We start from the raw sequence: 21,086 nt of genomic DNA, 5'->3' as shown, positions 1-21,086 counted from the left end.
GGGCACCTCGTCGCACACCAACCCGGCCAGATCACCTGGGGCTCCCCATCCGGCTGCTCCTGGCGCATCTCAACCTGGTCCTGGCGCCCCGAGTCAGCCGATGATGCCCAATCCCAACGGCGATGGCTCGATGGTGCCGTGTGAGGGCACGATCTGCACCAATCCGAACCATGGAGCGGGCGACAACCCGGAGGAGAATGGCGGTGCGGTGATGCCCAACCCGAATGGGGACGGCTCGGACGTGCCGTGTGAGGGCACGATCTGCACCAATCCGAATCACGGGGCCGGCGACAACCCGGAGGAGAATGGCGGTGCGGTGATGCCCAACCCGAATGGGGACGGCTCAGACGTGCCGTGTGAAGGCTCGATCTGCACCAATCCGAATCACGGGGCCGGCGACGACGGGTAGGCCGTGCGAGCCGAAACGGCCGGCGCCACCCAATCACGTAGGTAGGTGCGCAATCCGGAGTCCCGGCGGGATGGTCCGCCCGGATCGATGATGAACGACTGCAGTGTCCTCAGCATGAACTCGACCAGCTGATCGAGCGATTCTCCAGCGAATCCGACTGCAGCCCAGTCGATATCGAAACGCTGCAGGATCGATTTGCCGAATTCGATCGCAAGCTCCGACGTCACCCCTGCGGTGAAGGCGCTGGCCTTGCCGGGCTGCAGCACCAGGCTGAGGTAGCGGTCGTGCGGGATCTGTTCGGCGGTGTAGGCGATGCCCTCGACGACGGCTTCGCTGGGATCGGTGATCGAACCCAGTTCTGCGGCCAGCCGATCGAGGAAGCCGTCCACCGACGACACGGCAGTGGCGACCATGAGGCTCTCGAGCGTGGGGAAGTAGCGGTAGACCGTCTGGCGCGTCACCCCTAGGGCCTGTGCCACCTCCGACACGCTCACTGTGCCGCGCGCGTCGATCGCCGCCCGTGCCGCCCCGATGATGCGACCGGCGGCCTCGTCGTCGTCGGCGGGAATGTCTCCCGACCAGCCGTGCCTGCGCATCCGTTGATCGTCGCACGACTGACGATCCAATCTTGACAATACAGTCAATGACCATTGTATGGTCAGGGCATGACTGTCAGCCCAGTGAGCAGCACCGATGAGGAACTGACCCGCCGCGCTCTGCGGCATGCCGTCGAGGGAACGACGGATATGGCCGACCGGGTGTTGAAGGTGCCGTTGCACTACTACCGCGATCCCAAGATCACCGAGATCGAGGAATCCCAGATCCTGCGTCGGGTCCCACTGGCGATCGTGCCGTCGGCTCAGATCGCGGCGAAGAACGACTTCGTCGTCCGCTCCGTGCTCGGGGACTCCCTGCTCGTCACCCGGGACCGCGCCGGAGCCGGCCATGTCTTCCTCAACTACTGCCGCCACCGCGGCGCCATGCCGGCCTGCGGATCCGGCAACGCGTCCCGGTTCGTCTGCCCCTATCACGCGTGGACCTATCGCAACACCGGTGAGCTGTTCATGGTCCCGGGCAAGACCGGCTTCGACACGATGGACGCCGCGGACTACGGCCTGGTGGAGTTGCCGTCTCAGGAGCGTCATGGCTTCATCTGGGCGGTCCTGACCGCTGACGCGACCATCGACGTCGACGATCACCTCGGCCAACTCGGACCTGAACTGGCGCAATGGAATTACGATTCTTACGGCTACCACACCGACCGCGAGTTCTCCTCAGAGGTGTCGTGGAAGGGCGCGCTCGAGGCGTTCGCGGAGGGCTACCATTTCCCGTTCGTCCACGGCGAAAGCCTGATCGGGCAGAACACCCTGCCGAACACCGCGATCTACGACGAATTCGGCAGACATCATCGCATCGGCTTTCCGTTCAACTGGATCAAGAACCTCACCGATGATCCGAGCGCCTCGTTCGACCCGTCGGCGAACATGGGCGTCATCTACTGGGTCTATCCGAATCTCATCCTCGCCAACAGCCCGGTCGGGGTGGAGATCATCGACATGTTGCCCGAGGGGGAGCCCACTCGCTGCACGGTGCGGCACAGCTGGATGGGCCGAATCCAGGCCACGAATGATGACATGCGTGCTGCCTACGACGCGGTCTATGAGGGTGTTCACGCCGCGGTGCGCGATGAGGATTTCGCCATGCTTCCGCAATGCGGCGAAGGGGTGCGGCATGGTCAGCACGACCATATGATCATCGGCCGCAACGAAATTGCGGTGCAGCACATGATCAAGGTGTTCGCCCAGGAGCTGGGGGTGGCGTTGGCCTAGCTCTCGGGCTTACTTACCCGGCAGGGTCCGCCGCGCCTGCAGGGTGATGCCGGGCACCGTGTTCGCCAGGTCGGGACGCTGCTTGCCGAAGGCTCGGATTGTCCGATAGAACGACCACAACTGCCGTGGCGTCGGAACTTTCGGCACCCAGGCCAGTTCCCAGTGGATCCCGTTGATGGGGTCGTCGAAGAACACCGCGTAGTAACCCGGCCAGTACTGGGGGTAATCCTTGGGCTCATCGGTGACCGGGATGCCCCGGGCAATCAGGAACTCACGATGAAAGCGGTCGATTTCTTTCCTGTTTCGGGCCCAGAGCGCGACGTGGTTGATCCCGACGGCCTGGTCGGTATGGGTCAGTTTGTCTCCGGTCCGCGCTGGCTGGATGCCGATGTAGCTGTGTGGGTTGAGGTATCGCGTCATGTAGTAGATCGACTGGTACTCCATGTCCAGCGACGAGAAACTGCTGAACCCCAGCCAGCCGAACATCGCGTCGTAGAACGCGATCGATTCGTCGTAGTGCAAGACCGCGAACTCGACATGGCTTACTCCGCGCCACCGCATCGTGCCCCCTGGGAGTCGACTACTACCGAATGTAGTATTTACGAACCGTGTTGTGAAGGCTCAGGTTTTAGAGCGGGCTCTGGGAGTTGATGGACGGCGGATTGCCCGCAAGCGCGCCGCGTCGTGCGCTCTGCCGAGCAGGCTGACGGCCAACGTTCCGGTCCGCACCCCCGGATTGAGAATCGAGACCCAGCCCTGTACGCGATAGAGCGGGTGCGGGAGGACGGTGTCGACGGCGGCGTAGTCGACGTCGGCCCGATCGAGTCGTGGATCTGCGCCGAGGAGTTCGACGTAGGTGCTCCGGCCGACGTGAATGTTCAGGCGCCATCGGCCGGGTCGGTCGAGATCGCCGGAAGTATCGTCGGGGTAGTTCTTTGTGATGATGGTGGCGTAGGGCTGTTCTCTTTGTGGCACTTGGCCGTTGGGTGCGAAATAGAAGAAGTGGTCACCCCATGCAATCTCCGGGAACGGGCTACCCGCTATCGGCGCCAGCTCAAGAACCCCGTCGAAGCGTCGGATCGTCTCCAGCAGCTGGTCCATACTCATGGTTGAAGTGTGAGCTTGAAGTGCTTGTGGAGGGTTGTCGGAGTGGTCGCGGCGAACATGCTGACGGTCTCGGTCGTGGCCGCGGAGACCGGGTACTCGGTCCAGCAGATTCGTGACTTGGAGCGTCTCGGTGTCGTCGCATCAGCGGTCCGGGCCGGCAACGGGTACCGGCAGTTCTCCACGACAGTGATTCGTGAGCTACGTGCGTATCGAGATCTGGCCCATGCCGTGGGCCCCGTCGAGGCCCGCCGGGCAATGCGCGAGATCCGCACATTGCCACCCGGGGACGCGGTAGCCCTGGTGTGCTCCTTCCACATCGGGATCAACCGGGAACGCGAGCAGGCTCTCGTTGCGCGCCAAGCGCTGGAGGCCATCCAAGACGAGGCCAAGACCGAAGCCGCCCCGGTAGCAGCGGACGCGATGACCATTACCGAACTGTCACGTGCTCTCGGGGTTCGTTCTTCCACACTCCGCTTCTGGGAGACGGAGGGTTTGGTCAAGCCCGACCGGATCGTCAATCGGGCGGGATCGGCTCGGCGCTATCAGCTTGAGGCGATCCGGGAGGCGCGCATCACGGCAGCGCTGCGCGCCGCGGGCTACCGCATCCCCGATGTTCGGAGAGCGGTCTCAGCGATCCGGGAGCTCGACGACGTGAGTCGCTCGCTCGAGGCGCTCGACACGCGGTTGAACTCCATCACCGACCGCACCCTTTCGCTCATCCGTGCGGCGGCGACTCTGGCTCAGATCATCCAATCCCCATAGGTTGGCCGTTGCTGCCAACCCCCGCTCAATTTCTGCCAGCGGAATTAGCCGCGTTGAGCAGCGTGTTGTGGAAGCCAGACCGGGTAGGAATTCCCCGAACCGGTGGACAGACGTCCGAACCGCGACTCTCACGCCACGGCTCGAACGCCCAGAACGAAGGGCTTCGACATGAAGAAGTTTGGATTTGCCGGCATGATCGCCACTGGTTTCGCCGCCGCCATCGTCGGCCTCGCCGCCCCGGCGCAAGCCGACATCACCCATCACCAGTGGGTGCACGACATCCAGCAACATGCCAGCACCGGCGCCGTCACACCGACATTCGGTAACGGCCGCTGACACAGGACACCAGCGAGGGGCACCCATACCGGGTGCCCCTCGCTTGTCGTTGGCAGCCGATCGTCAAAACGTAGGGTGGCGGGATGACCACCACCCACCGGCTTGCAGTGATTCCAGGCGACGGTATCGGTAAGGAAGTGGTCCCCGAGGGCCTCAAGGTGCTGGAGTCGGCAGCGGCAGCCTTTGGTTTCGCCATCGACTACGAACAGTTCGATTACGCGTGCGCGGAGTACTACACCGACACCGGCGCCATGCTGCCCGACGGATGGTTCGACGAATTGGGCCGCTTCGATGCGCTCTTCTTCGGCGCGGTCGGCTGGCCGGACGTTGTGCCCGACCATATTTCGTTGTGGGGCAGTCTCCTGCAGTTCCGTCGACATTTCGACCAGTACGTCAATCTACGTCCGGTCAAACTGATGCCCGGAGTGAAAAGCCCGCTGGCTGGGCGAGGGCCCGGAGATGTCGACTTCGTCGTCGTACGGGAGAACACCGAAGGCGAGTACTCGAGCGTCGGCGGCAAGATGTTCGAGGGCACCGACCGCGAGACGGTCATGCAAGAGACGGTGATGACGCGGGTCGGCGTCGACCGGATCCTGAAGTACGCGTTCGAGCTTGCCCAGCGTCGACCCGACAAGCACCTGACCTCGGCGACGAAGAGCAACGGTATCTCCATCACGATGCCGTACTGGGACGAGCGCGTCGAGCTGATGAGTCAGCGGTTCCCGGGCATCGAGGTGGACACGTTCCACATCGACATCCTCGCGGCGAACTTCGTTCTGCACCCCGACTGGTTCGATGTCGTCGTCGCGAGCAACCTCTTCGGTGACATCCTGTCCGACCTGGGGCCCGCGTGCGCCGGCACCATCGGCATCGCCCCCAGCGGAAACATCAACCCGGAACGGCGATTTCCGAGTCTGTTCGAGCCGGTTCACGGTTCCGCGCCCGATATCGCCGGACGCGGAACCGCCAATCCAATCGGTCAAATATGGAGTGCATCATTGATGCTCGACCACCTCGGTGAACCCGATGCCGCGGCAGCGATCATGAAAGCCGTCGAGGATGTGCTGGCGCGCGGGGGAGACATCCTGACCCCCGACATGGGTGGCACCGCGACGACGAGCGCACTGGGGAACGCGGTCCGCGACCAGCTGCAGGCGAATACGGCTGGTTCGCAGTAAGTCTCGGGCGATCCGCTAGGTGTCAGGCCGAGATCTGGCAGAGAAAGTCAGGGCCGCCGGCGTACACGATGCCGGACGGGTAGGGCGCGGACGCGGCGCGCGCAATCGTCGTCGCCAACTCTCGGTCGGACATCACCTCACCGGAAACCACGGTGAAATCGATTCCCCGCCGGTCGAATTCGGAACGCATCGCGTAGAGCGCGGTCTCACCGGCGCGCTTGCTCGCGGCGATCGTGGCGTAGCCCTTCGGCACGGCCTTGTTCGGGAAGAAGTGGGCCTGATGGCTGGTGACGAACACGATCTGACCGCCCACCGGCATCAAAGGCAGGGCCAGCGTGGCCAGCCGACGCTGGGCATCGCGGTTCAGCCGCATCGCGTAGCCCGGATCGTTCCCCAGCTCCAGCCCGGTCGATGCATTGAGCACCAGGACATCGAGTCGGCCGAATTCCCGGCCCACCCGCTCGATCATCGCGGCGGCGGCAGCCTCGTCGGAGATGTCGGCCCCGAGTGAGGAGGCGCGACCGCCCGCACGGCGAATGGCGTCGACGACAGTGTTGGCGCGTTTGGCTTTCTCGCGGTAGTTGACGACGACGTGGGTGTCCGGGCCGGCGAGCTGCTGTGCGACATCGGCGCCGATACCCCGCGATGCGCCGGTGACAAGAGCGATCCGGGTGGCTGCTGCAGGCTGCATGTCGGGTTCCTTTCCGTCACTACCGGGGCGGATGGCCGCCCTGAGAACCCACCGTACCTCAACTCTAAGAAAAATAAGATCCCCTTAAGGTCACGATAAGGGGTACGCCGTGTCGCGGCCGTGTTGCTGAGCTCGGGCGCTTACCCTGGCCTTGTGACTGGCCAAGGCGTGCCCGGCGGGGTCGTGCACAAGTTGCCGACTGACCTGCGCGAAGCGCTGATCGGCAACGCCACGGCACTGGATGCGTGGCGAGACATCACGCCGCTCGCGCGCAACGAGTTCATCTGCTGGGTCGAAGACGCCAAACAGCAGGCGACGCGCGAGCGACGGATCCGCCGGACGCAGGAGGAGCTGGAGGAAGGGCAGCGGCGACCATGCTGCTGGCCAGGGTGCAAGCACCGCGAGCGCAACGGCAAGTAGCCGCTCTCGCGGCCGCTCGGCGCTACCGGATCGACAGACCGGTGATGGCCCTGGAGATCACGAGTCGCTGAATCTCGCTGGTGCCCTCGAAGATGGTGAAGATCTTGGCGTCGCGGTGCATCCGCTCGACCGGGTAGTCGCGGGTGTAGCCGTTGCCGCCCAGGATCTGGATGGCCTCATCGGTCACGTAGACCGCGGTCTCACTGGCCACCAGCTTGGCCATCGAGCCCTCGGCGTTGTCGAACGCCTGGTTGTTGCGCGCCATCCACCCGGCTCGCCAGACCAGCAGCCGGGCGGCGTCGATACGGCTCTTCATGTCGGCGAGCTTGAACGCGACGGCCTGGAACTCACCGATCTTGCGGCCGAATTGCTCACGCTGGCAGGCATAGTCGAGGGCGTACTCGTAGGCGGCGCGGGCCACGCCGACGGCCATCGCGCCCACGGTGGGCCGGGTGCGCTCGAAGGTCTTCATCGCCGCCTGGCCACCGGCCGAGGCGCCGGACTTCACGCGCGCGATGCGCTCCTCGAACTTCTCCCGACCACCCAGGATCAGATCCTCGGGCAGGCGGACGTTGTCGAGCACCACCTCGGCGGTGTGCGAGGCGCGGATGCCGTGCTTCTTGAACTTCTGGCCTTGGGTGAAGCCGTGGGTGTCGGGCGGGATGATGAACGTGGCCTGTCCGCGGGAGCCGAGTTCGGGATACACCGAGGCCACCACGATGTGGACGTTGGCGATGCCGCCGTTGGTGGCCCAGGTCTTGGTGCCGTTGAGGACCCACTCGCGGGTCGCCTCGTCGAAGCGGGCGCGGGTGCGGATGGCGCCGACGTCGGATCCCGCGTCGGGCTCGGACGAACAGAAGGCACCCAGGTGCGGCTCGCCGGGCGTGCCGAACATGGCCGGCAGCCACTGGCCGATCTGTTCGGGAGTTCCGTTGCCCGCCAAGGCCGCTGCGGCCAGGCCGGTGCCCAGGATCGACAGGGCGATGCCTGCGTCACCCCAGAACAATTCCTCGAACACGGTCAGCATGCCGAGCCCGGTGGGTTCGCCGGCCTGCTGGGCGAACAGTTCGGGGGAATAGAGGCCGACCTTGGCGGCCTCCTGGATGACGGGCCACGGGGTTTCCTCGCGCTCATCCCATTCCGCGGCGGCCGGGCGCACCACCTCGGCGGCGAACTGGTGCACCCAGTCGCGGACCTCGATCACATCGTCGCTCAGTTGCATGGAGAACGTCACGGTTTGCTCCTGAAATATGTTGGTGGTCAGTGGTTTTACGTGCGGTGTTGTTCGATCACGCTGACGGTCTGGGTGACCCAGGCCTCGAAGAAGCGATCGTTGTCGACGTTGCCCGGCGAGCGCTTGGTCAGCGCCTGCAGCGTCGCGGCATAGGACAGTGCGGAGATCGCGACGGCCGCGGTGGCCTCGGGATCGGGGATCTGGGTGCGGCCCGAGCGATTCGATGCGGCCAGTTCATCGGCGAACCGTTGATAGGCGTTGTCGGTGATGACCTGCCACGTCTTCTCGTCGAGGTCACCGAGTTCGTCGGGTTCGCGCAGCATGACCCGCAGCAGTTCCTCGCTCTGGGTCAGGTTGGCCCAGATCAATTGCCCGGCGCTGCGAACCGCCTCTTCGGTGGTCCTGGGATGGCCGGCGTCGTACAGCTCCCGGGCACTCACGATCGCGTCGATGCGGTGTGAGACCGCGGACTCGAGCAGTTCGCGTTTGGAGCCGAAGTGCTTGTAGAGCGCTCCCGAGCCCGGCGCGAGGCCGGCCGCCTGCTGGATATGAGCCACCGACGTGGCGGCGTACCCCTTGGCGGCGAACAGCTTGAGCGCTGTGGCCAAGAGCCGGTCACGTCCGGATGACATGGTGAGAGAGTACTCACTCACCACGGTGTCGGACAAATGCCCCCGTGGAGGCCACTGGATAGATACGTTCACCTGGACTGATCGGTCTGACGGGGAGGCGTGACGATGGCGGTCCTGACGAGAAACGACAAGATCCTGTGCGGCGTCTATGCCGTGATCGCCGTGGCGGCGCTGGTGGCGACCTGGTGGAACAACATCGGCTTCTTCACCACCGAAAGCGCGAGCCTGATCGACTTCTTCCGGAGCGGCTACGCCAACTACGGGTCGTCCTCACTCACCAACGACCTCCTGCTGTTCGGGCTGGCGGCCTTCGTGTTCATGGTCGTGGAGGCGCGCCGGATCGGCATTCCGAAGGTGTGGATCTACATCGTGCTCAGTGCGGTCATCGCCGTGAGTGTGGCGTTTCCGCTGTTTCTGATCCGCCGGCAACTGGTGCTGGCCGAGCGGCGGGCGGCAGTCGACAATCCCGTGTAACGACGGGTGGACATCGTCTAGGCCAGTTCGTAGCCTGTCCGAGGGATATACAGCCGGGCCAAGATCGGTCCTTGCCAGCGAAGGATCGTGACAATTCGAATCACCGGGGTGCGCCGTTTGCTTCGGCAAACGTTGTGCGCCTCGGCGGCCATAGCGGTGCTCGCGACGTCGATGGGCGACGTGATGGCGGACCCGGCGGCTGACGGGCTGGCCAAGCTGAACGAGTTGTCCCGTCAGGCGGTTCAGAGTCGCGAGGCCGTCACCGCTGCCCAACGCGATGTCGATGCCAGACTGGCCGAGGAGACAGCGGCCGCAGACCGCCATCGCGCCGACCTGGAGGCCCTCGAGGTCGCGAACACCCAGCTTCAGCCCTATCAGGCTGCGGTCAACCGGGTGGCGGCGATGACCTATGTGAGTGGACGCACAGGTCAGGTGGCGGCGGTGCTGACCGCAGACTCGCCGCAGCAGCTGATCGATCAGCTCGCAGTGCAGCGGGCGGTCTTCGATGGGGCAGCCGACAAGATGGCGGCCTATCGATCGGCACGTGAGCGGGCGGCCTCCGCCGCCGGCGCGTCAGAGAGCTCAGCCGCCGAAGCCCACGCCGCGGCCGAGCGGGCCTCCGCGGTACGCGCAGACCTGCAGGCCAAGTGGCGTGAACTGTTGCGTCAGATCGCCGAAGCGGAGGCACAGTACGGCGCGTTGACGCCGCAACAGCAGGCGGTGGTCGACAACGCGGCGGCGGTGATGCCGGGCGCTGGGGCGGACATCCCGGAGGGATTGCCGGTCGGCGTCGCCTCTGAGGTCGGGTTGCAGCCCAACACCATCCTGGCCGCCCGGGCCGTCAGCGCACAGTTCCCCCAGATTGCCGACATCGACGGGGTCCGGCCGGACTCGAAGCCATGGCATCCCAGCGGTCTGGCGATCGACATCATGATTCCCAACCCCGAAAGCGCCGAGGGCATCGCGCTCGGCAACGAGATTCTTTCGTTCGCGATGAGCAATGCGGCCCGGTTCGGGCTACAGGACGTGATCTGGCGTGGCACCTACTACACGCCATCCGGACCGCAGGCATCCGGCTACGGCCACTTCGACCACGTGCACATCACCACGACGCCACGCCGCTAATCAAGCCCGAGCATCCTGCGTGTCATCTGGTTCAGCTGCACACGAAGGGTCTCGCCGTCGATGTCGGCGAGCAGCGGATGCATGACGGCGACGCTGATCGCACTCGAGAGCATCGCCGCGTGGAGCCGGGCCTCGACTCCGGCCTCCGTGCCGAGGAGCGCGGCGTAGAGGCGTTCGATGAACCGCTGGAACGGTTCGTACTCGGCCTGTAGTCGAATGATGACGGGGTCGAACATCGGAATGCTGAATGCGCCGCGGCGGTCGATGGCCTGCTCGATCATCCGGTCGAGTAGTGCCTCGCGGGCTTGCCGGGGTGAACCCTGGCCCTCGGCCGCCGCGAGTGCTTCCTCCAGGCGGCTCATCTCCCGTTCGGTGATCGCGATGACGATCTCTTCCTTGGTCTTGAACTGCCGGTACACGGCCGCCTTCGTGACACCCATTTCGTCGGCGATCATCTGCAGCGACGTCCCGCTGACTCCGTGATTGGCGATGAGTTTCAGCGCCGCGTCCATCACCCGTGTTTGAGCGGCGGTTCGCGTGATCGCACCGAAGGTGCGGGCCTCCTGTGTGGACGTCACAGGATCAACGGTAACCGACGATTGACCGTCTAGTTGCCGATCGGCTACCGTCCAAGTTGCCGATCGGCAACTAACGCCACGCATGAAGAGAGTCCGACGATGAGACGACCTGACGGTGAGTTGATCCTCTTAGGGACGTTGCCCGTGGTGACAATCATCTGGATCTCCGCGTTCCTTCTGTTCCCCGGATTCGTACATCCGATGTCCCCCAACATGTCTGCCGAACAGGTCGCGAGTTTCTATCAGGATGAAACCGCGCGGATCCGCTACAGCATGATCCTGTTCAACTGGTTCGGTGTCGGTCTCATCCCGATCGTGATGCTGTTGGCGATGCAGGTACGCCGGATGGCTCACCGCACGCCGATCTTGTCCTACAGCTTGATCGCCGCCGCCGGGGGTCCGCCGGCACTGTTCCTCATCGCCAACATGTTCTGGCTGCTCGGCTCGTTCCGCCCGGACCGCGCTCCTGAGTTGACCCAGGTGCTCAATGATCTCGCCTGGCTCACCTTCACGCTTCTGGTGCCCTATCTGATCGCACAATGCCTGCTGCTCGCGCTGGCGATCTTCTGGGACCAGCAGGAACGACCGGTCTTCAAACCGTGGGTGGCGTACTTCAACCTCGGCGTCGCGGCAGCGTTGGCCCCCGCTACGTTCGCTGCACTGTCGTTCGACGGGCCCTTCGCCTGGGATGGGGCGTTGTCGTTCTGGCTCAAGAACATCGCCATCGCCGTCTGGATTCCGGTGATGGGAGTCATTCTCGCCCAGACGATCAAGCAGCACCGGGCGCTGGACAAGGTGCCCGCATGAGCGGCTCACGGTTGAGCAGACTCATGTGGAACATTCGCTACCACCCCAAACGCGAATTGTGGTTCGCGTGGTACGTGATGGTCTTCTTCTACCAGCTCTACGGTGTGCTGTTCTTCTTCGTCACCCGCGTGCAGCCGCCGCCAAGCCCGGCATGGGACACCCCGACGGTCGTGCACTGGGTCACCGACCATCGGTTCGGCGTCCTCGCCGGATTCGGCGTCGTCTTCCTCATCACCGGCTTGTGTGCGCCGATGAACGCCCTTCTTGCGTACTCGATGCGCCGGATGTCGGTCAGTCCGGTCTTCGCGTACTCGTATCTGATCATGTACTCGCTGAGCGCAATTCCGGGCATGCTGGTCATGGCCATCGCGATGACCGCCGCCGCGCTGCGGTCCAACCGTGACCCCGAGATCATCCACTGGCTCTACGAATTCGCCTTCCTGTCGTTCAGCGGAACGATGGGTGTGTTTCTGATCGGCTCCCTCGTGTGGATGGCCGCGATCCTGCTCGACAAGAACCGCGTGTTCCCGAAGTGGTTCGGCTATCTCAATCTCTGCAATGCGCTTACCGAAGTGGTCGTCGCACCGGCATGGATATTCCAGCGGGGCGCGTTCGCCTGGAACGGCGCGATCGCCTGGTGGGTCAACATGGTCGTGTTCGTCACGTACACAGGGGTTTTCATCGTACTGCTGCGCAGGATGATCGAACGCGAGGACTTCGGCACCGGTCCGTTGCCGGCCCTTCCGGACAAACAGGCTGACCAGCCGCATGCGGCAGCGGAGGCGGTTCGATGACCGAACAGATCGAGCGCGACCGCACACGGACGGTTCCCGGGCAGCCCGACATGTGGATGTTCGTGCTAGTCGAATCGCTGTTGTTCACCGCGTACTTCTCGGTGTACCTGGTGTCGCGCACCCAGAATCCAGAACTCTTCCTGCAGTCGCAATCGCATCTGGACCTACGGGTCGGTGTGGTCAATACCATTGCCCTGCTGCTGAGTTCGTGGGCCATCGCGCGGTGCGTCCAGGCCTCACGTGAGGGCAACTACCGATCCGCGTTGACCAACGCGTTCCTGACGGTCTCGTTCGGCGTCATCTTCCTGGCCGGAAAGATCATCGAGTGGGTCACGCAGATTCGCATGGGGAACACGTTCACCAGCGATGAGTTCTTTCAGCACTACTTCTTCCTGACGTCGATCCACTGTATTCACGTACTCATCGGCTTCGTCGTGCTGGGTGTGGTCGTCTACCAGTTGTGGAGTCCTGAGCGGCGATCCCAGCAGCTCGTCGAAACGGGTGCGACGTACTGGCACACCGTCGATTTCCTCTGGGTCCTGATTTTCGCGTTGATCTACGTCGTGAGGTGAGTGGTGCGCACCAACTTCAACAGGAGACTGCTGATCGTCTGGCTGATCTTGACGGCGATGACGCTCGTCTACGTCTGGCTGGATGAATCTGTCGACCAGAACGGCACACTGAAGGCCAGCACCGTCGTCACAGTCAGCGCCATCATGATCGCACTCATCAAGGTACGCATCATCTTCCGGGAGTTCATGGAGGTGCGCCACGCTCCGGCGTTGCTGTGCCGCCTGACTGACGGATGGGTCGTGCTCATCGGCGTCTGCCTCCTCGGCAGCTACTTCGTCGGGTCAGCAGTGGCCGGCTAGGTCCCGTACAGGTGGAGCGCCCGGGCGGTTTCCGTGGCCACCTCACCGCTCAGCCCGGCCATGGGCGGGGCGCCGCGCTGGTGGATCACGTTCCCGAGCACGACGACGTAGGTGTCCGACCCCGGGTCCATCCACAACGTCACTCCCGTGAATCCGGTGTGCCCGAAGCTGCCGACGGGGAAGACCATGCCACGCGGTCGCGACTGGTCCGTGTCGATATCCCAGCCGAAGCCGCGGAGGTCTTGTCCGGCTATTGCCGGATAGTTCGGTGCGAGCAGGGGATGTGCTGTGTTGGGGGACTTTTCGATGGCTTCCCGGGTGGCGTTGTTGGCTTCCTCGAGTTGTTCGGCGTTGTGCCCGGGCTGCTGCGGCGACGTCATCAGTTCGACAGTCGATTGCTTCAGCGGAAACGCACTCGGGCGGCCGGCGCGACGGTCGAGGAGGGCCTGCGCGAACCGGCCGACATCGTTCACCGTCGAGAACACCCCGGCACTGCCGGCCACGCCGCCCATGCGGCGTGCCGTCGGGTCGTGCACGGTGCCGCGCAGCGGGTGGCCATAGTCGGGGTTGAGGCCCGGAGTGTCCTCGTCGAGCGCCGTCGGCGCGACGCGCGTCAGGAGACCAGTGCTCCACGTACCTGGCGGACACTCGCTCACCCCGGTTCCGCGTGGATCGAGTGCGATCGCGTTTCCCCGAACCTGGTGTGGACCGCATGCTTTGGCCGCAGGCAGATAGTGGGTATCTGACATGCCAAGGGGTGCAAAGACGTTGTCCTGCACGTAGCTGTCCAAGGGCTCGCCGGTGATCCTCTCGATGATCGTGCCGATCAGGATGAAGCCGATGTCGGAGTAGTGAAAGTGTTCTCCGGGACCGAACACCACCCACGCACCGAGCGCGCGGTGAATACCTTCGGCTTTGTCGGGCTTGTCCAGCCCCCATGGCCCGTCCAGGCTCAGATCTCCCGCGATGCCCGACGTGTGGGTGAGCAACATCCGCAGCGTGACCTGCGCGCGGCGGGGGTCATTGGTCGGGTTGAAGTCGGGCAGGTATTTCTGCACGGGTTCGTCGATCTGGACCTTGCCTTGCTCGTAGAGCTGCATGAAGGCCGTCGTCGTCGTGAGGCTCTTCGACAACGAGGCCAGGTCGAAGATCGTGTCCTCGGTCATCGGCTCAGCGGGGGCGGGCGCCCCGTCCAGTCCCGGTTCGCCGGCCAGCTTGCGGGAGCCGAACGCCTGACGGAAGACGATATTGCCGGCGTGCCCGACCTGGACCACCGCACCGGGCAGTCGAGGTGCCGCAATCGCGTCGTTGATGAGCTGGGCGACCGGGGCGAAATCACCCATGGGGACGACGGCGGCAAGAGTGGGAGTTGGGACGGTAGGCGCCGGCGCGGTTGTCGTCGATGTGGAGCTGGCCACCGGCGGACGTGCCGGCTGTCCGCACGACGTGGCCGCCGCGATCGTGAACACGACGGTTCCGACGGCGCAGAGCCGAGCAAGACGCGACCGTGACATTGCCACCGAACCGACGGTAGCCCCAGTCGCGAGGGTAGGGACAGCCCTACCCTGGAGTCGCAGGCGCACCGGATGGGGGTGAATCCGACAGATGCGTAGCGTCGAGCCCATGAGCAGCGGCACCCTGCCGAGGACCACGGCGCAGCCCGAGCGAGTCGGCTTCCTTCGGCAGCTAGGGGTGGACACCGGTTATGTATTGCTCGGATTTCCGCTCGCCATAGTGAGTTTCAGTGTTCTGGTGACCGGGTTGTCAGCGGGGCTCGGGACGCTGGTCATCGGTCTGGGCCTGCTGGTCCTCGTCGGCACCCTGTTCGTTGCGCGTTTGTTCGCCGATATCGAGCGGCTTCGCTTTCCGGCCGTGCTGCGTCGGCCCCGCAGCCGGCCGGTCTACCGGGCGGCCGCACCGGGTGTGGGCGTCTGGAAGCGGATCCTCACGCCGCTCACCCAGGGCCAGTTCTGGCTCGACCTCGCATACGGCATCCTGTGCTTCCCGATCGCGGTGATCACGTTCACCGTCGTCATCAGCTGGTGGGCATCGGCGATCGCGGGCACTTTGACCATCGTGTGGGACTGGAGCATCCCGCGCGGCCCGGACAACACCTCGCTGGCCCAGCTGATCGGGCTCGGCGACAGTGCCTTCGCCCGGATCGCCCTCCAGACCGCGATCGGCCTGGTCTGTCTGGTCAGCCTCCCAGTCGTGGTGCGGGCGTGCGCCGTGCTCCAGGCCGGTTTCAGCCGGGCCCTGTTGACCGGTGTGGCCGAGTTGCGTCAGACGATCACCGTGCTCACGGAGCAGAAGGCCGCGGCCGCCTCCGCCGAGGCCACCGCCCTGCGTCGGCTGGAACGCGATATTCACGACGGACCCCAGCAGCGGCTCGTCCGCCTCGCGATGGACCTGGGCCGCGCGCGTCAGCACCTGGACGGCGATCCGGGGCCGCTGCGCGACTCGCTCGACGAGGCGATCAGTCAGACTCAGGAGACGCTGAACGAGTTGCGTGCGCTCTCCCGCGGTATCGCCCCGCCGGTACTCACCGACCGCGGCTTGCCCAGTGCGCTTGCCGCACTGGCTGTCCGGTGCACCATTCCGGTCGAGCTCGCGGTCGACCCCGAGCTGGGCACGCCGGCCGGCAGGCTCGACGCGGCGGTGGAGACCACCGCTTACTTCGCGGTGGCCGAAGCGTTGACCAATGTCGCCAAACACAGTGGGGCAGAGAATTGTTGGGTCACCGTGGCGCATGGGCCCGGCGGTGTGCGCGTCGAGATCGTCGACGACGGAGACGGCGGTGCCCACGTGGCCAAAGGTCACGGCCTGGCGGGCCTGGCCGACCGGATTCGGGCCGGCGGTGGCACGCTGACGGTGGTGAGTCCGGCCGGCGGGCCGACCACGATCGGGGCGGAGCTGTTGTGTTGAGAGTGGTGGTGGCCGATGACGCGGTCCTCCTGCGGGAGGGCCTCATCCGATTGTTGACCGAGAACGGTCACGATGTGGTTGCCGCGGTCGGTGACGGCCCGTCGCTGGTCCAGGCGATCGAACAGCACAAGCCGGACGTCTCGGTGGTGGACGTTCGGATGCCGCCCTCACACACCGACGAGGGCCTGCGTGCCGCGGTGGAAGCCCGGCGGCGGGTGACGCGATCGCCTGTTCTCGTCCTGTCCCAGTACGTCGAGGTTTCCTACGCCGACGACCTGCTGGCGGACGGAGCCGGCGCGATCGGTTATCTCCTCAAGGATCGGGTCGTGGCGATCGCGGACTTCCTCGATGCGGTGCAGCGGGTGGCGTCCGGTGGCACGGTGCTCGACCCCGATGTGGTGGCCCAGTTGCTGGTCCGACGCCGACGCGACGACCCGCTGCGGCAGATGACTGCGCGTGAGCAGGAGGTGCTCGCACTGATGGCGGAGGGCCGGTCCAACACGAACATCGCCCGCACGCTGGTCGTCAGCGCCGGCGCGGTGGAGAAGCACATCAGCAATATCTTCGCCAAACTCGGCCTGCCGATCGACGGCGAACAGCACCGCCGGGTGCGCGCGGTGCTGACGTATCTGCGCGGCTGGGGAACGTGACCACGGTGATGCGACGATAGAGCCATGACCGCAACGCTTGTCGCGAAGAATGTGGCCGGCGGATTCGCCCATCGCACCCTCTTCGAGGGGGTCGACCTGACCGTCGGGCCGGGTGATGTCATCGGGGTTGTCGGCGTCAATGGCGCCGGCAAGAGCACACTGCTGCGCATCCTGGCAGGGGATCTCGAGCCGCTCGACGGTACGGTCAGCGTCGCGCCGGCCGACGCCTTCGTCGGATGGCTGCCGCAGGAGCACGAGCGCGTGCCAGGGGAGACCGTCGCGGCCTACATCGCGCGCCGGACGGGATGCACCGAGGCCACGCAGGCCATGGATGCCGCGGCCGCGGCACTGGCAGACCCGGGCCAAGGGGAGGACAATCCGGCCGCTGTCTACTCGGCCGCACTGGATCACTGGCTCGCCACCGGCGCGGCCGACCTCGACGAACGGCTGCCGACGGTGCTGGTCGATCTCGGACTCGACACCGATGCAGTGCGACCGGACTCGACGCCGATGACCGCGTTGTCAGGTGGGCAGGCGGCCCGGGTGGGGTTGGCGGCGCTGCTGTTGTCGCGGTTCGACATCGTGCTGCTCGATGAGCCGACCAACGATCTGGACCTCGACGGACTCGCCCGGCTGGAGCAGTTCGTCAGGGAGCTTCGCGGGGGTGTGGTGCTGGTGAGTCACGATCGGGAGTTCCTCGCCCGCAGCGTGACTCGCGTGCTCGAGCTGGATCTGGCGCAGAACACCACCACCGTTTTCGGCGGTGGGTACGAAAGCTATCTGGAGGAGCGTGAGGTCGGCCGCCGGCACCGGCGCGAACAGTACGAGGAGTTCGCCGAGAAGAAGGCCGACCTGGTGGCCCGCGCCCGCACCCAGCGCGAGTGGTCGAGTCAGGGCACCCGCAACGCAATGCGCAAGTCACCGGACAACGACAAGATCCGCCGACGCGCTGCCTCCGAGTCCAGCGAGAAGCAGGCGCAGAAGGTGCGTCAGATGGAGAGCCGGATCGCCCGCCTCGAGGAGGTCGACGAGCCCCGGAAGGAATGGACCCTGCAGTTCACCATCGGCGCCGCGCCACGGTCGAGCTCGGTCGTCGCCACCCTCGACAATGCCGTTGTGCAGCAAGGTGATTTCGTGCTGGGCCCGGTGTCGTTGCAGGTTGACGCCGGCGAGCGGATCGGCATCACCGGCGCCAACGGGGCAGGAAAGTCGACATTGCTGCGGCTACTGCTGGGGCGCCGACAGCCCGATGAGGGCCGCGCGAGCGTGGGCGCCAGTGTCGCCATCGGCGAGATCGACCAGGCCCGTGCCGATTTCACTGGTACCGCGCGACTGGTCGACCGGTTCGAGGAGCAGCTGCCGGCGTGGTCGACGGCCGATGTGCGGACCTTGCTGGCGAAGTTCGGGCTGCGGGCCGATCACGTCGAACGCCCGGTTGACGAGCTGTCACCGGGGGAGAGAACCCGTGCCGGCCTGGCGTTGCTGCAGGCACGCGGCACCAATGTGCTGGTTCTCGATGAGCCGACGAACCATCTGGACCTGCCCGCCATCGAGCAACTCGAGCAGGCGCTTGAGGCTTATGACGGTGCGTTGTTACTGGTGACGCATGACCGCCGCATGCTGCAGAACGTTCGGTTGGACCGAAGGTGGCTGGTCGACGACGGTCGTGTGGCTGAGTTATAGGTTCGGCGCCCTCAGGCATTCACGAAGGTGCCGGTGAGCCACGGCTGGTATGAAATCGACTCTGTGGACTGAGCTTCGAGCCTGCGCTCAGTGCGGGATTTCACGCGATTTCACGCCCTCAGCGCAGACTCGGCACACTCAGCGCAGAGTCACGCCGACGCCGACGCCGACGCCGACGCCGACGCCGACGTGGGCGTCCGCGGCTCGAGGTGTTTGGCCCACCCCGATGCGCACACTGCCGTGCAGACAATCGCGAGTACGCCAACAAGAGTCAGCATCACCGGATAGCTGAACCAGTGTGCGAGTGCGGCCAGCACCGCGGGCAGGAGGAACCCGAGGTAGGCCAGCGAGTAGTAGACCCCGGAGATGCCGGCGAGCTCGTCGGGCGGTGCAATGCGTTGGATCTCAAGCAGACCCGAGACGATCGCAATGCCGTACGCGCTGCCGAGCAGCATCGCGACCAGCGGCGCGACGAGCACTGACCGGGTGACGGCGGTGGCCACCGCGGCGAAGATGCCCAGCGCCATCAAGGCCATCGACACCACCACGGCGCGGGAGCTCGACACGTCGTCGAGGCGACGTGCGACCGGTTGGATCAGCACGCCGCAGCCCAGAGTCAGCACCGTCAGCCCCACCGTGTACAGCAGCGCCCAGGACCCGAGCTGGTCGGCGACGAGCGCCGGCACCACCGCATAGGCGATGGCTGCCGAGCCGAAGATCCACGGCGCCATGGGAACGACGACGCGCAGGAACCGGCGGTGGCCCGCTGCAGGCACCTTCAGGCCAGCCAGGAAGGGCCGGTCCGTCATGCGGGGCCGGGTCTCGACGGTCCGGTTCCACACCGCCCACAGCACCGGCACGCACAGGGCGGCGTGGACCAGGTAGGTCAACACGAGGGGCAGCGGCGCGTACACGGTGAGCAGTCCGGCACACAGCGGTCCCACCCCGAAGCCCAACGACAGGCAGATCGAGGCGCGCCGCGCCCCGGCGCCGGCGGAAGCGGCGTCGTCGAAGGGCGGCCTGGACAGTTCGGCGATCCACGCCGAACCCACTGCCATCGCGATCCCGACCGCCACCCCGCTGAACAGCCGGCCGACGAACAGGGACGGGAAGCCCCAGTAGTCGCCGACTGCCAGGATGAGACTGCCCAGCGCTGCACTGATCACACCGGCGGCCATCACATTGCGTCGACCGTGGCGGTCCGACAGGGTTGAGGCGATCAACAGGCCGGGAATCAGGCCGAGCACGTAGGCACCGAGCAGGATGTCGACGTCCACCCGGGTATAGCCGGAGTGCTGGGCATAGGCGATCAGCAGCGGCGTGAATTGGTTTCCGCCCCAACCGATGCAGAAGACGGCGATGGCCACGGCGAGCCAGGGTTGCATGTGCCGCCGGAGCCGAACCGGCGAGTCGACGAATTCCGTTGCGACAGCGGTCATGCCAGCACCACCCGGTAGGTCGCTTCCAGATGGGCCAGCAGCGAGGCCTCGAAACCGGAGACATCGCGTCGCCCGATGGCGTCGGCCAGATCCGCGTGTTCACCGATGAGGTCGGTGAGCCGCGCGGAGTCCGATCGAGCGGCGTCGGCCATCATGCGGCGCTGCCGGTCGCTGAGCGATCCGTAGAAGCGCCCGGCGATCGAATTCCCGGCGACCTGGACGATCCGGCGGTGAAAGGCGTCGTCGGCGGCGGCGAACTGATCGGCATCACCGATCGCGGCACCGTGGCGCTGCCGGTCCACCAGCTCGGTCAGTTCACCGAACAGGGTGTCGATGGATTCCGGTGACCGGCACAGCCGGCGCACCGCCGCGGTCTCCAGGGCCAGGCGCATCTCCAGCAGATCGGTGGCTTCCTGTGCCGACACGGGGACGACGACCGCACCGCGCCGCGGCACCAGATCGAGGAAGTCCTCGGCGGCCAGGCGTAGAAACGCCTCGTGCACCGGCGTGCGGCTGACGCCGAGCTGCGTGGCCACCTCTACCTCACTGAGCAGCTGCCCGCCTCGAAACTCACCGGAGAGGATCTGGTCCTTGGTCATCCGGTAGACGCGCTGGCTGTTGCTCGATTTCTCGTCCGTGACCACGGAAGACCACAGTACCTCTTGCATGCAAGCTTGCATGCAAGGGGTCTGGCCAGGCTAAACGCTAGAAGGGGCTGCTGTTGGCCTGGTACTTGGACGATTCCGGGCGGGGTCCGAACCGACGGATGTAGTCCTCGTGCTTCTGCTGGTCCTTCTTGTACTGGATCTCGTCGACCAGGTTGGGGTCGAGACCGTGCTGAGCCAGCCGGTGGCGCCGCCAGATCTTGTTGAGCGCGAGCGCCATCAAGATGGCCCAGATGTAGATCGGCACGGTCATCTCGATGTGCACGTACAGCGATGCGGGCAGGAGCCACAGCGGCGCCAGCGCGAACAGCGGGGGGATCGCCATCCGGATCAGGTGTCGGCGTACGGCGCCATGGTCGGCCAGGTCATGGGCCACCCAATCGCGCATGGAGTCGGGCAGCCGCTTGCCGTAGCAGTAGGCGATGTACTGAAAGAGGTTGGGGCGGTCTTTGGTTTCCTGGCCGGCCATGATGGAC

At 65.4% G+C, this 21,086-nt stretch carries 25 protein-coding genes and 1 pseudogene; 15 read left to right on the top strand and 11 right to left on the bottom strand.

What is annotated here, in order from left to right:
- Positions 1-109 precede the first annotated feature (109 nt).
- Positions 110-409 (top strand): annotated as a pseudogene (locus AB0I14_RS02835) (hypothetical protein); the annotation flags it as partial.
- Here the strand turns inward: AB0I14_RS02835 and AB0I14_RS02830 are convergent.
- Positions 385-1,005 (bottom strand): TetR/AcrR family transcriptional regulator, encoded by a 621-nt coding sequence (locus AB0I14_RS02830; RefSeq protein ID WP_358015550.1) that lies wholly within the window; start codon positions 1,003-1,005, stop codon positions 385-387. The pseudogene AB0I14_RS02835 and the gene AB0I14_RS02830 overlap by 25 nt on opposite strands.
- 69 nt (positions 1,006-1,074) lie before the next feature.
- On the opposite strand from AB0I14_RS02830, the gene AB0I14_RS02825 reads away from it, so the two are divergent.
- Complete coding sequence (locus AB0I14_RS02825) at positions 1,075-2,238, top strand: aromatic ring-hydroxylating dioxygenase subunit alpha (RefSeq protein ID WP_358015547.1); 1,164 nt, start codon at positions 1,075-1,077, stop codon at positions 2,236-2,238.
- Positions 2,239-2,247: 9 nt separating this feature from the next.
- Here the strand turns inward: AB0I14_RS02825 and AB0I14_RS02820 are convergent, their stop codons facing one another.
- Both AB0I14_RS02820 and AB0I14_RS02815 read right to left on the bottom strand, forming a co-directional pair.
- Positions 2,248-2,799 (bottom strand): VOC family protein, encoded by a 552-nt coding sequence (locus tag AB0I14_RS02820; RefSeq protein WP_358015544.1) that lies wholly within the window; start codon positions 2,797-2,799, stop codon positions 2,248-2,250.
- A gap of 60 nt (positions 2,800-2,859) precedes the next feature.
- Positions 2,860-3,345 carry a DUF6194 family protein gene (locus AB0I14_RS02815; RefSeq protein ID WP_358015541.1) on the bottom strand — a complete coding sequence of 162 codons (486 nt, stop codon included), beginning with the start codon at positions 3,343-3,345 and terminating at the stop codon, positions 2,860-2,862.
- Between the two features lie 9 nt (positions 3,346-3,354).
- Here AB0I14_RS02815 and AB0I14_RS02810 point away from each other — a divergent pair, with 9 nt between their 5' ends.
- From AB0I14_RS02810 to AB0I14_RS02800, 3 genes are all read left to right on the top strand, one after another.
- Positions 3,355-4,107, top strand: a complete 753-nt coding sequence (locus tag AB0I14_RS02810; RefSeq protein WP_358015538.1) for a MerR family transcriptional regulator — start codon at positions 3,355-3,357, stop codon at positions 4,105-4,107.
- A gap of 168 nt (positions 4,108-4,275) precedes the next feature.
- Positions 4,276-4,443 carry a hypothetical protein gene (locus AB0I14_RS02805; protein WP_358015535.1) on the top strand — a complete coding sequence of 56 codons (168 nt, stop codon included), beginning with the start codon at positions 4,276-4,278 and terminating at the stop codon, positions 4,441-4,443.
- An 83-nt stretch (positions 4,444-4,526) separates the two neighbouring features.
- Complete coding sequence (locus AB0I14_RS02800; RefSeq protein WP_358015532.1) at positions 4,527-5,621, top strand: tartrate dehydrogenase; 1,095 nt, start codon at positions 4,527-4,529, stop codon at positions 5,619-5,621.
- Positions 5,622-5,643: 22 nt separating this feature from the next.
- Here the strand turns inward: AB0I14_RS02800 and AB0I14_RS02795 are convergent, their stop codons facing one another.
- Positions 5,644-6,312: an SDR family oxidoreductase gene (locus AB0I14_RS02795; protein ID WP_358015529.1), complete on the bottom strand. Its 669-nt coding sequence runs from the start codon at positions 6,310-6,312 to the stop codon at positions 5,644-5,646.
- A gap of 153 nt (positions 6,313-6,465) precedes the next feature.
- Here AB0I14_RS02795 and AB0I14_RS02790 point away from each other — a divergent pair, with 153 nt between their 5' ends.
- Positions 6,466-6,732, top strand: coding sequence for a YdeI/OmpD-associated family protein (locus tag AB0I14_RS02790; RefSeq protein ID WP_358015526.1), 267 nt, complete (start codon positions 6,466-6,468; stop codon positions 6,730-6,732).
- Positions 6,733-6,754: 22 nt separating this feature from the next.
- On the opposite strand, the gene AB0I14_RS02785 is transcribed toward AB0I14_RS02790, so the two are convergent.
- Together AB0I14_RS02785 and AB0I14_RS02780 are read right to left on the bottom strand one after the other, a co-directional pair.
- Positions 6,755-7,966: an acyl-CoA dehydrogenase family protein gene (locus AB0I14_RS02785; protein ID WP_358015523.1), complete on the bottom strand. Its 1,212-nt coding sequence runs from the start codon at positions 7,964-7,966 to the stop codon at positions 6,755-6,757.
- 35 nt (positions 7,967-8,001) lie between these two features.
- Entirely contained in the window at positions 8,002-8,598 is a 597-nt protein-coding gene (locus AB0I14_RS02780) for a TetR/AcrR family transcriptional regulator (protein WP_358015520.1), read from the bottom strand.
- A 105-nt stretch (positions 8,599-8,703) separates the two neighbouring features.
- Between AB0I14_RS02780 and AB0I14_RS02775 the strand changes: the two genes are divergently transcribed.
- Together AB0I14_RS02775 and AB0I14_RS02770 are read left to right on the top strand one after the other, a co-directional pair.
- On the top strand, positions 8,704-9,072 hold the full coding sequence (locus AB0I14_RS02775; protein ID WP_358015517.1) for a DUF2834 domain-containing protein: 369 nt from the start codon (positions 8,704-8,706) through the stop codon (positions 9,070-9,072).
- 99 nt (positions 9,073-9,171) lie between these two features.
- The gene (locus AB0I14_RS02770) at positions 9,172-10,197 is read left to right on the top strand and encodes a glycoside hydrolase (protein ID WP_358016739.1); all 1,026 of its coding nucleotides are present in this window, start codon (positions 9,172-9,174) and stop codon (positions 10,195-10,197) included.
- Here AB0I14_RS02770 and AB0I14_RS02765 read toward each other — a convergent pair.
- Positions 10,194-10,709 carry a helix-turn-helix domain-containing protein gene (locus AB0I14_RS02765; RefSeq protein WP_358016736.1) on the bottom strand — a complete coding sequence of 172 codons (516 nt, stop codon included), beginning with the start codon at positions 10,707-10,709 and terminating at the stop codon, positions 10,194-10,196. The genes AB0I14_RS02770 and AB0I14_RS02765 overlap by 4 nt on opposite strands.
- A 165-nt stretch (positions 10,710-10,874) precedes the next feature.
- On the opposite strand from AB0I14_RS02765, the gene AB0I14_RS02760 reads away from it, so the two are divergent.
- Genes AB0I14_RS02760 through AB0I14_RS02745 form a run of 4 tightly spaced genes read left to right on the top strand, consistent with a single transcriptional unit; the run spans position 10,875 to position 13,248 of the window.
- Positions 10,875-11,582, top strand: a complete 708-nt coding sequence (locus AB0I14_RS02760) for a hypothetical protein (RefSeq protein ID WP_358015514.1) — start codon at positions 10,875-10,877, stop codon at positions 11,580-11,582.
- The gene (locus AB0I14_RS02755; protein WP_358015511.1) at positions 11,579-12,376 is read left to right on the top strand and encodes a hypothetical protein; all 798 of its coding nucleotides are present in this window, start codon (positions 11,579-11,581) and stop codon (positions 12,374-12,376) included. The genes AB0I14_RS02760 and AB0I14_RS02755 overlap by 4 nt, the downstream gene beginning before the upstream one ends.
- Positions 12,373-12,948, top strand: coding sequence for a cytochrome c oxidase subunit 3 (locus AB0I14_RS02750; protein ID WP_358015508.1), 576 nt, complete (start codon positions 12,373-12,375; stop codon positions 12,946-12,948). The genes AB0I14_RS02755 and AB0I14_RS02750 overlap by 4 nt, the downstream gene beginning before the upstream one ends.
- A gap of 3 nt (positions 12,949-12,951) precedes the next feature.
- Positions 12,952-13,248: a cytochrome C oxidase subunit IV family protein gene (locus AB0I14_RS02745; protein ID WP_358015505.1), complete on the top strand. Its 297-nt coding sequence runs from the start codon at positions 12,952-12,954 to the stop codon at positions 13,246-13,248.
- On the opposite strand, the gene AB0I14_RS02740 is transcribed toward AB0I14_RS02745, so the two are convergent.
- On the bottom strand, positions 13,245-14,762 hold the full coding sequence (locus AB0I14_RS02740) for a serine hydrolase domain-containing protein (protein WP_358016733.1): 1,518 nt from the start codon (positions 14,760-14,762) through the stop codon (positions 13,245-13,247). The genes AB0I14_RS02745 and AB0I14_RS02740 overlap by 4 nt on opposite strands.
- Before the next feature lie 109 nt (positions 14,763-14,871).
- On the opposite strand from AB0I14_RS02740, the gene AB0I14_RS02735 reads away from it, so the two are divergent.
- From AB0I14_RS02735 to abc-f, 3 genes are read left to right on the top strand one after another with little or no spacing between them, the layout of a single operon-like run.
- Positions 14,872-16,173 (top strand): sensor domain-containing protein, encoded by a 1,302-nt coding sequence (locus AB0I14_RS02735; protein ID WP_358015502.1) that lies wholly within the window; start codon positions 14,872-14,874, stop codon positions 16,171-16,173.
- Complete coding sequence (locus AB0I14_RS02730) at positions 16,170-16,823, top strand: response regulator transcription factor (protein WP_358016730.1); 654 nt, start codon at positions 16,170-16,172, stop codon at positions 16,821-16,823. The genes AB0I14_RS02735 and AB0I14_RS02730 overlap by 4 nt, the downstream gene beginning before the upstream one ends.
- A gap of 24 nt (positions 16,824-16,847) precedes the next feature.
- On the top strand, positions 16,848-18,506 hold the full coding sequence (abc-f, locus tag AB0I14_RS02725) for a ribosomal protection-like ABC-F family protein (RefSeq protein ID WP_358015499.1): 1,659 nt from the start codon (positions 16,848-16,850) through the stop codon (positions 18,504-18,506).
- Between the two features lie 149 nt (positions 18,507-18,655).
- On the opposite strand, the gene AB0I14_RS02720 is transcribed toward abc-f, so the two are convergent.
- The 3 genes from AB0I14_RS02720 to AB0I14_RS02710 form a co-directional block, all read right to left on the bottom strand.
- Complete coding sequence (locus AB0I14_RS02720; RefSeq protein ID WP_358015496.1) at positions 18,656-19,945, bottom strand: MFS transporter; 1,290 nt, start codon at positions 19,943-19,945, stop codon at positions 18,656-18,658.
- Positions 19,942-20,589, bottom strand: coding sequence for a GntR family transcriptional regulator (locus AB0I14_RS02715; RefSeq protein WP_358015493.1), 648 nt, complete (start codon positions 20,587-20,589; stop codon positions 19,942-19,944). The genes AB0I14_RS02720 and AB0I14_RS02715 overlap by 4 nt, the downstream gene beginning before the upstream one ends.
- A 61-nt stretch (positions 20,590-20,650) precedes the next feature.
- Complete coding sequence (locus tag AB0I14_RS02710) at positions 20,651-21,079, bottom strand: DUF5313 domain-containing protein (protein WP_358015490.1); 429 nt, start codon at positions 21,077-21,079, stop codon at positions 20,651-20,653.
- Positions 21,080-21,086 lie beyond the last annotated feature (7 nt).

This window comes from Mycobacterium sp. NPDC050441 (assembly GCF_040655355.1).
GTDB lineage: Bacteria > Actinomycetota > Actinomycetes > Mycobacteriales > Mycobacteriaceae > Mycobacterium.
Note: the sequence above shows the minus strand (reverse complement) of the source record. Positions and strands in the feature narration are given on the sequence as shown.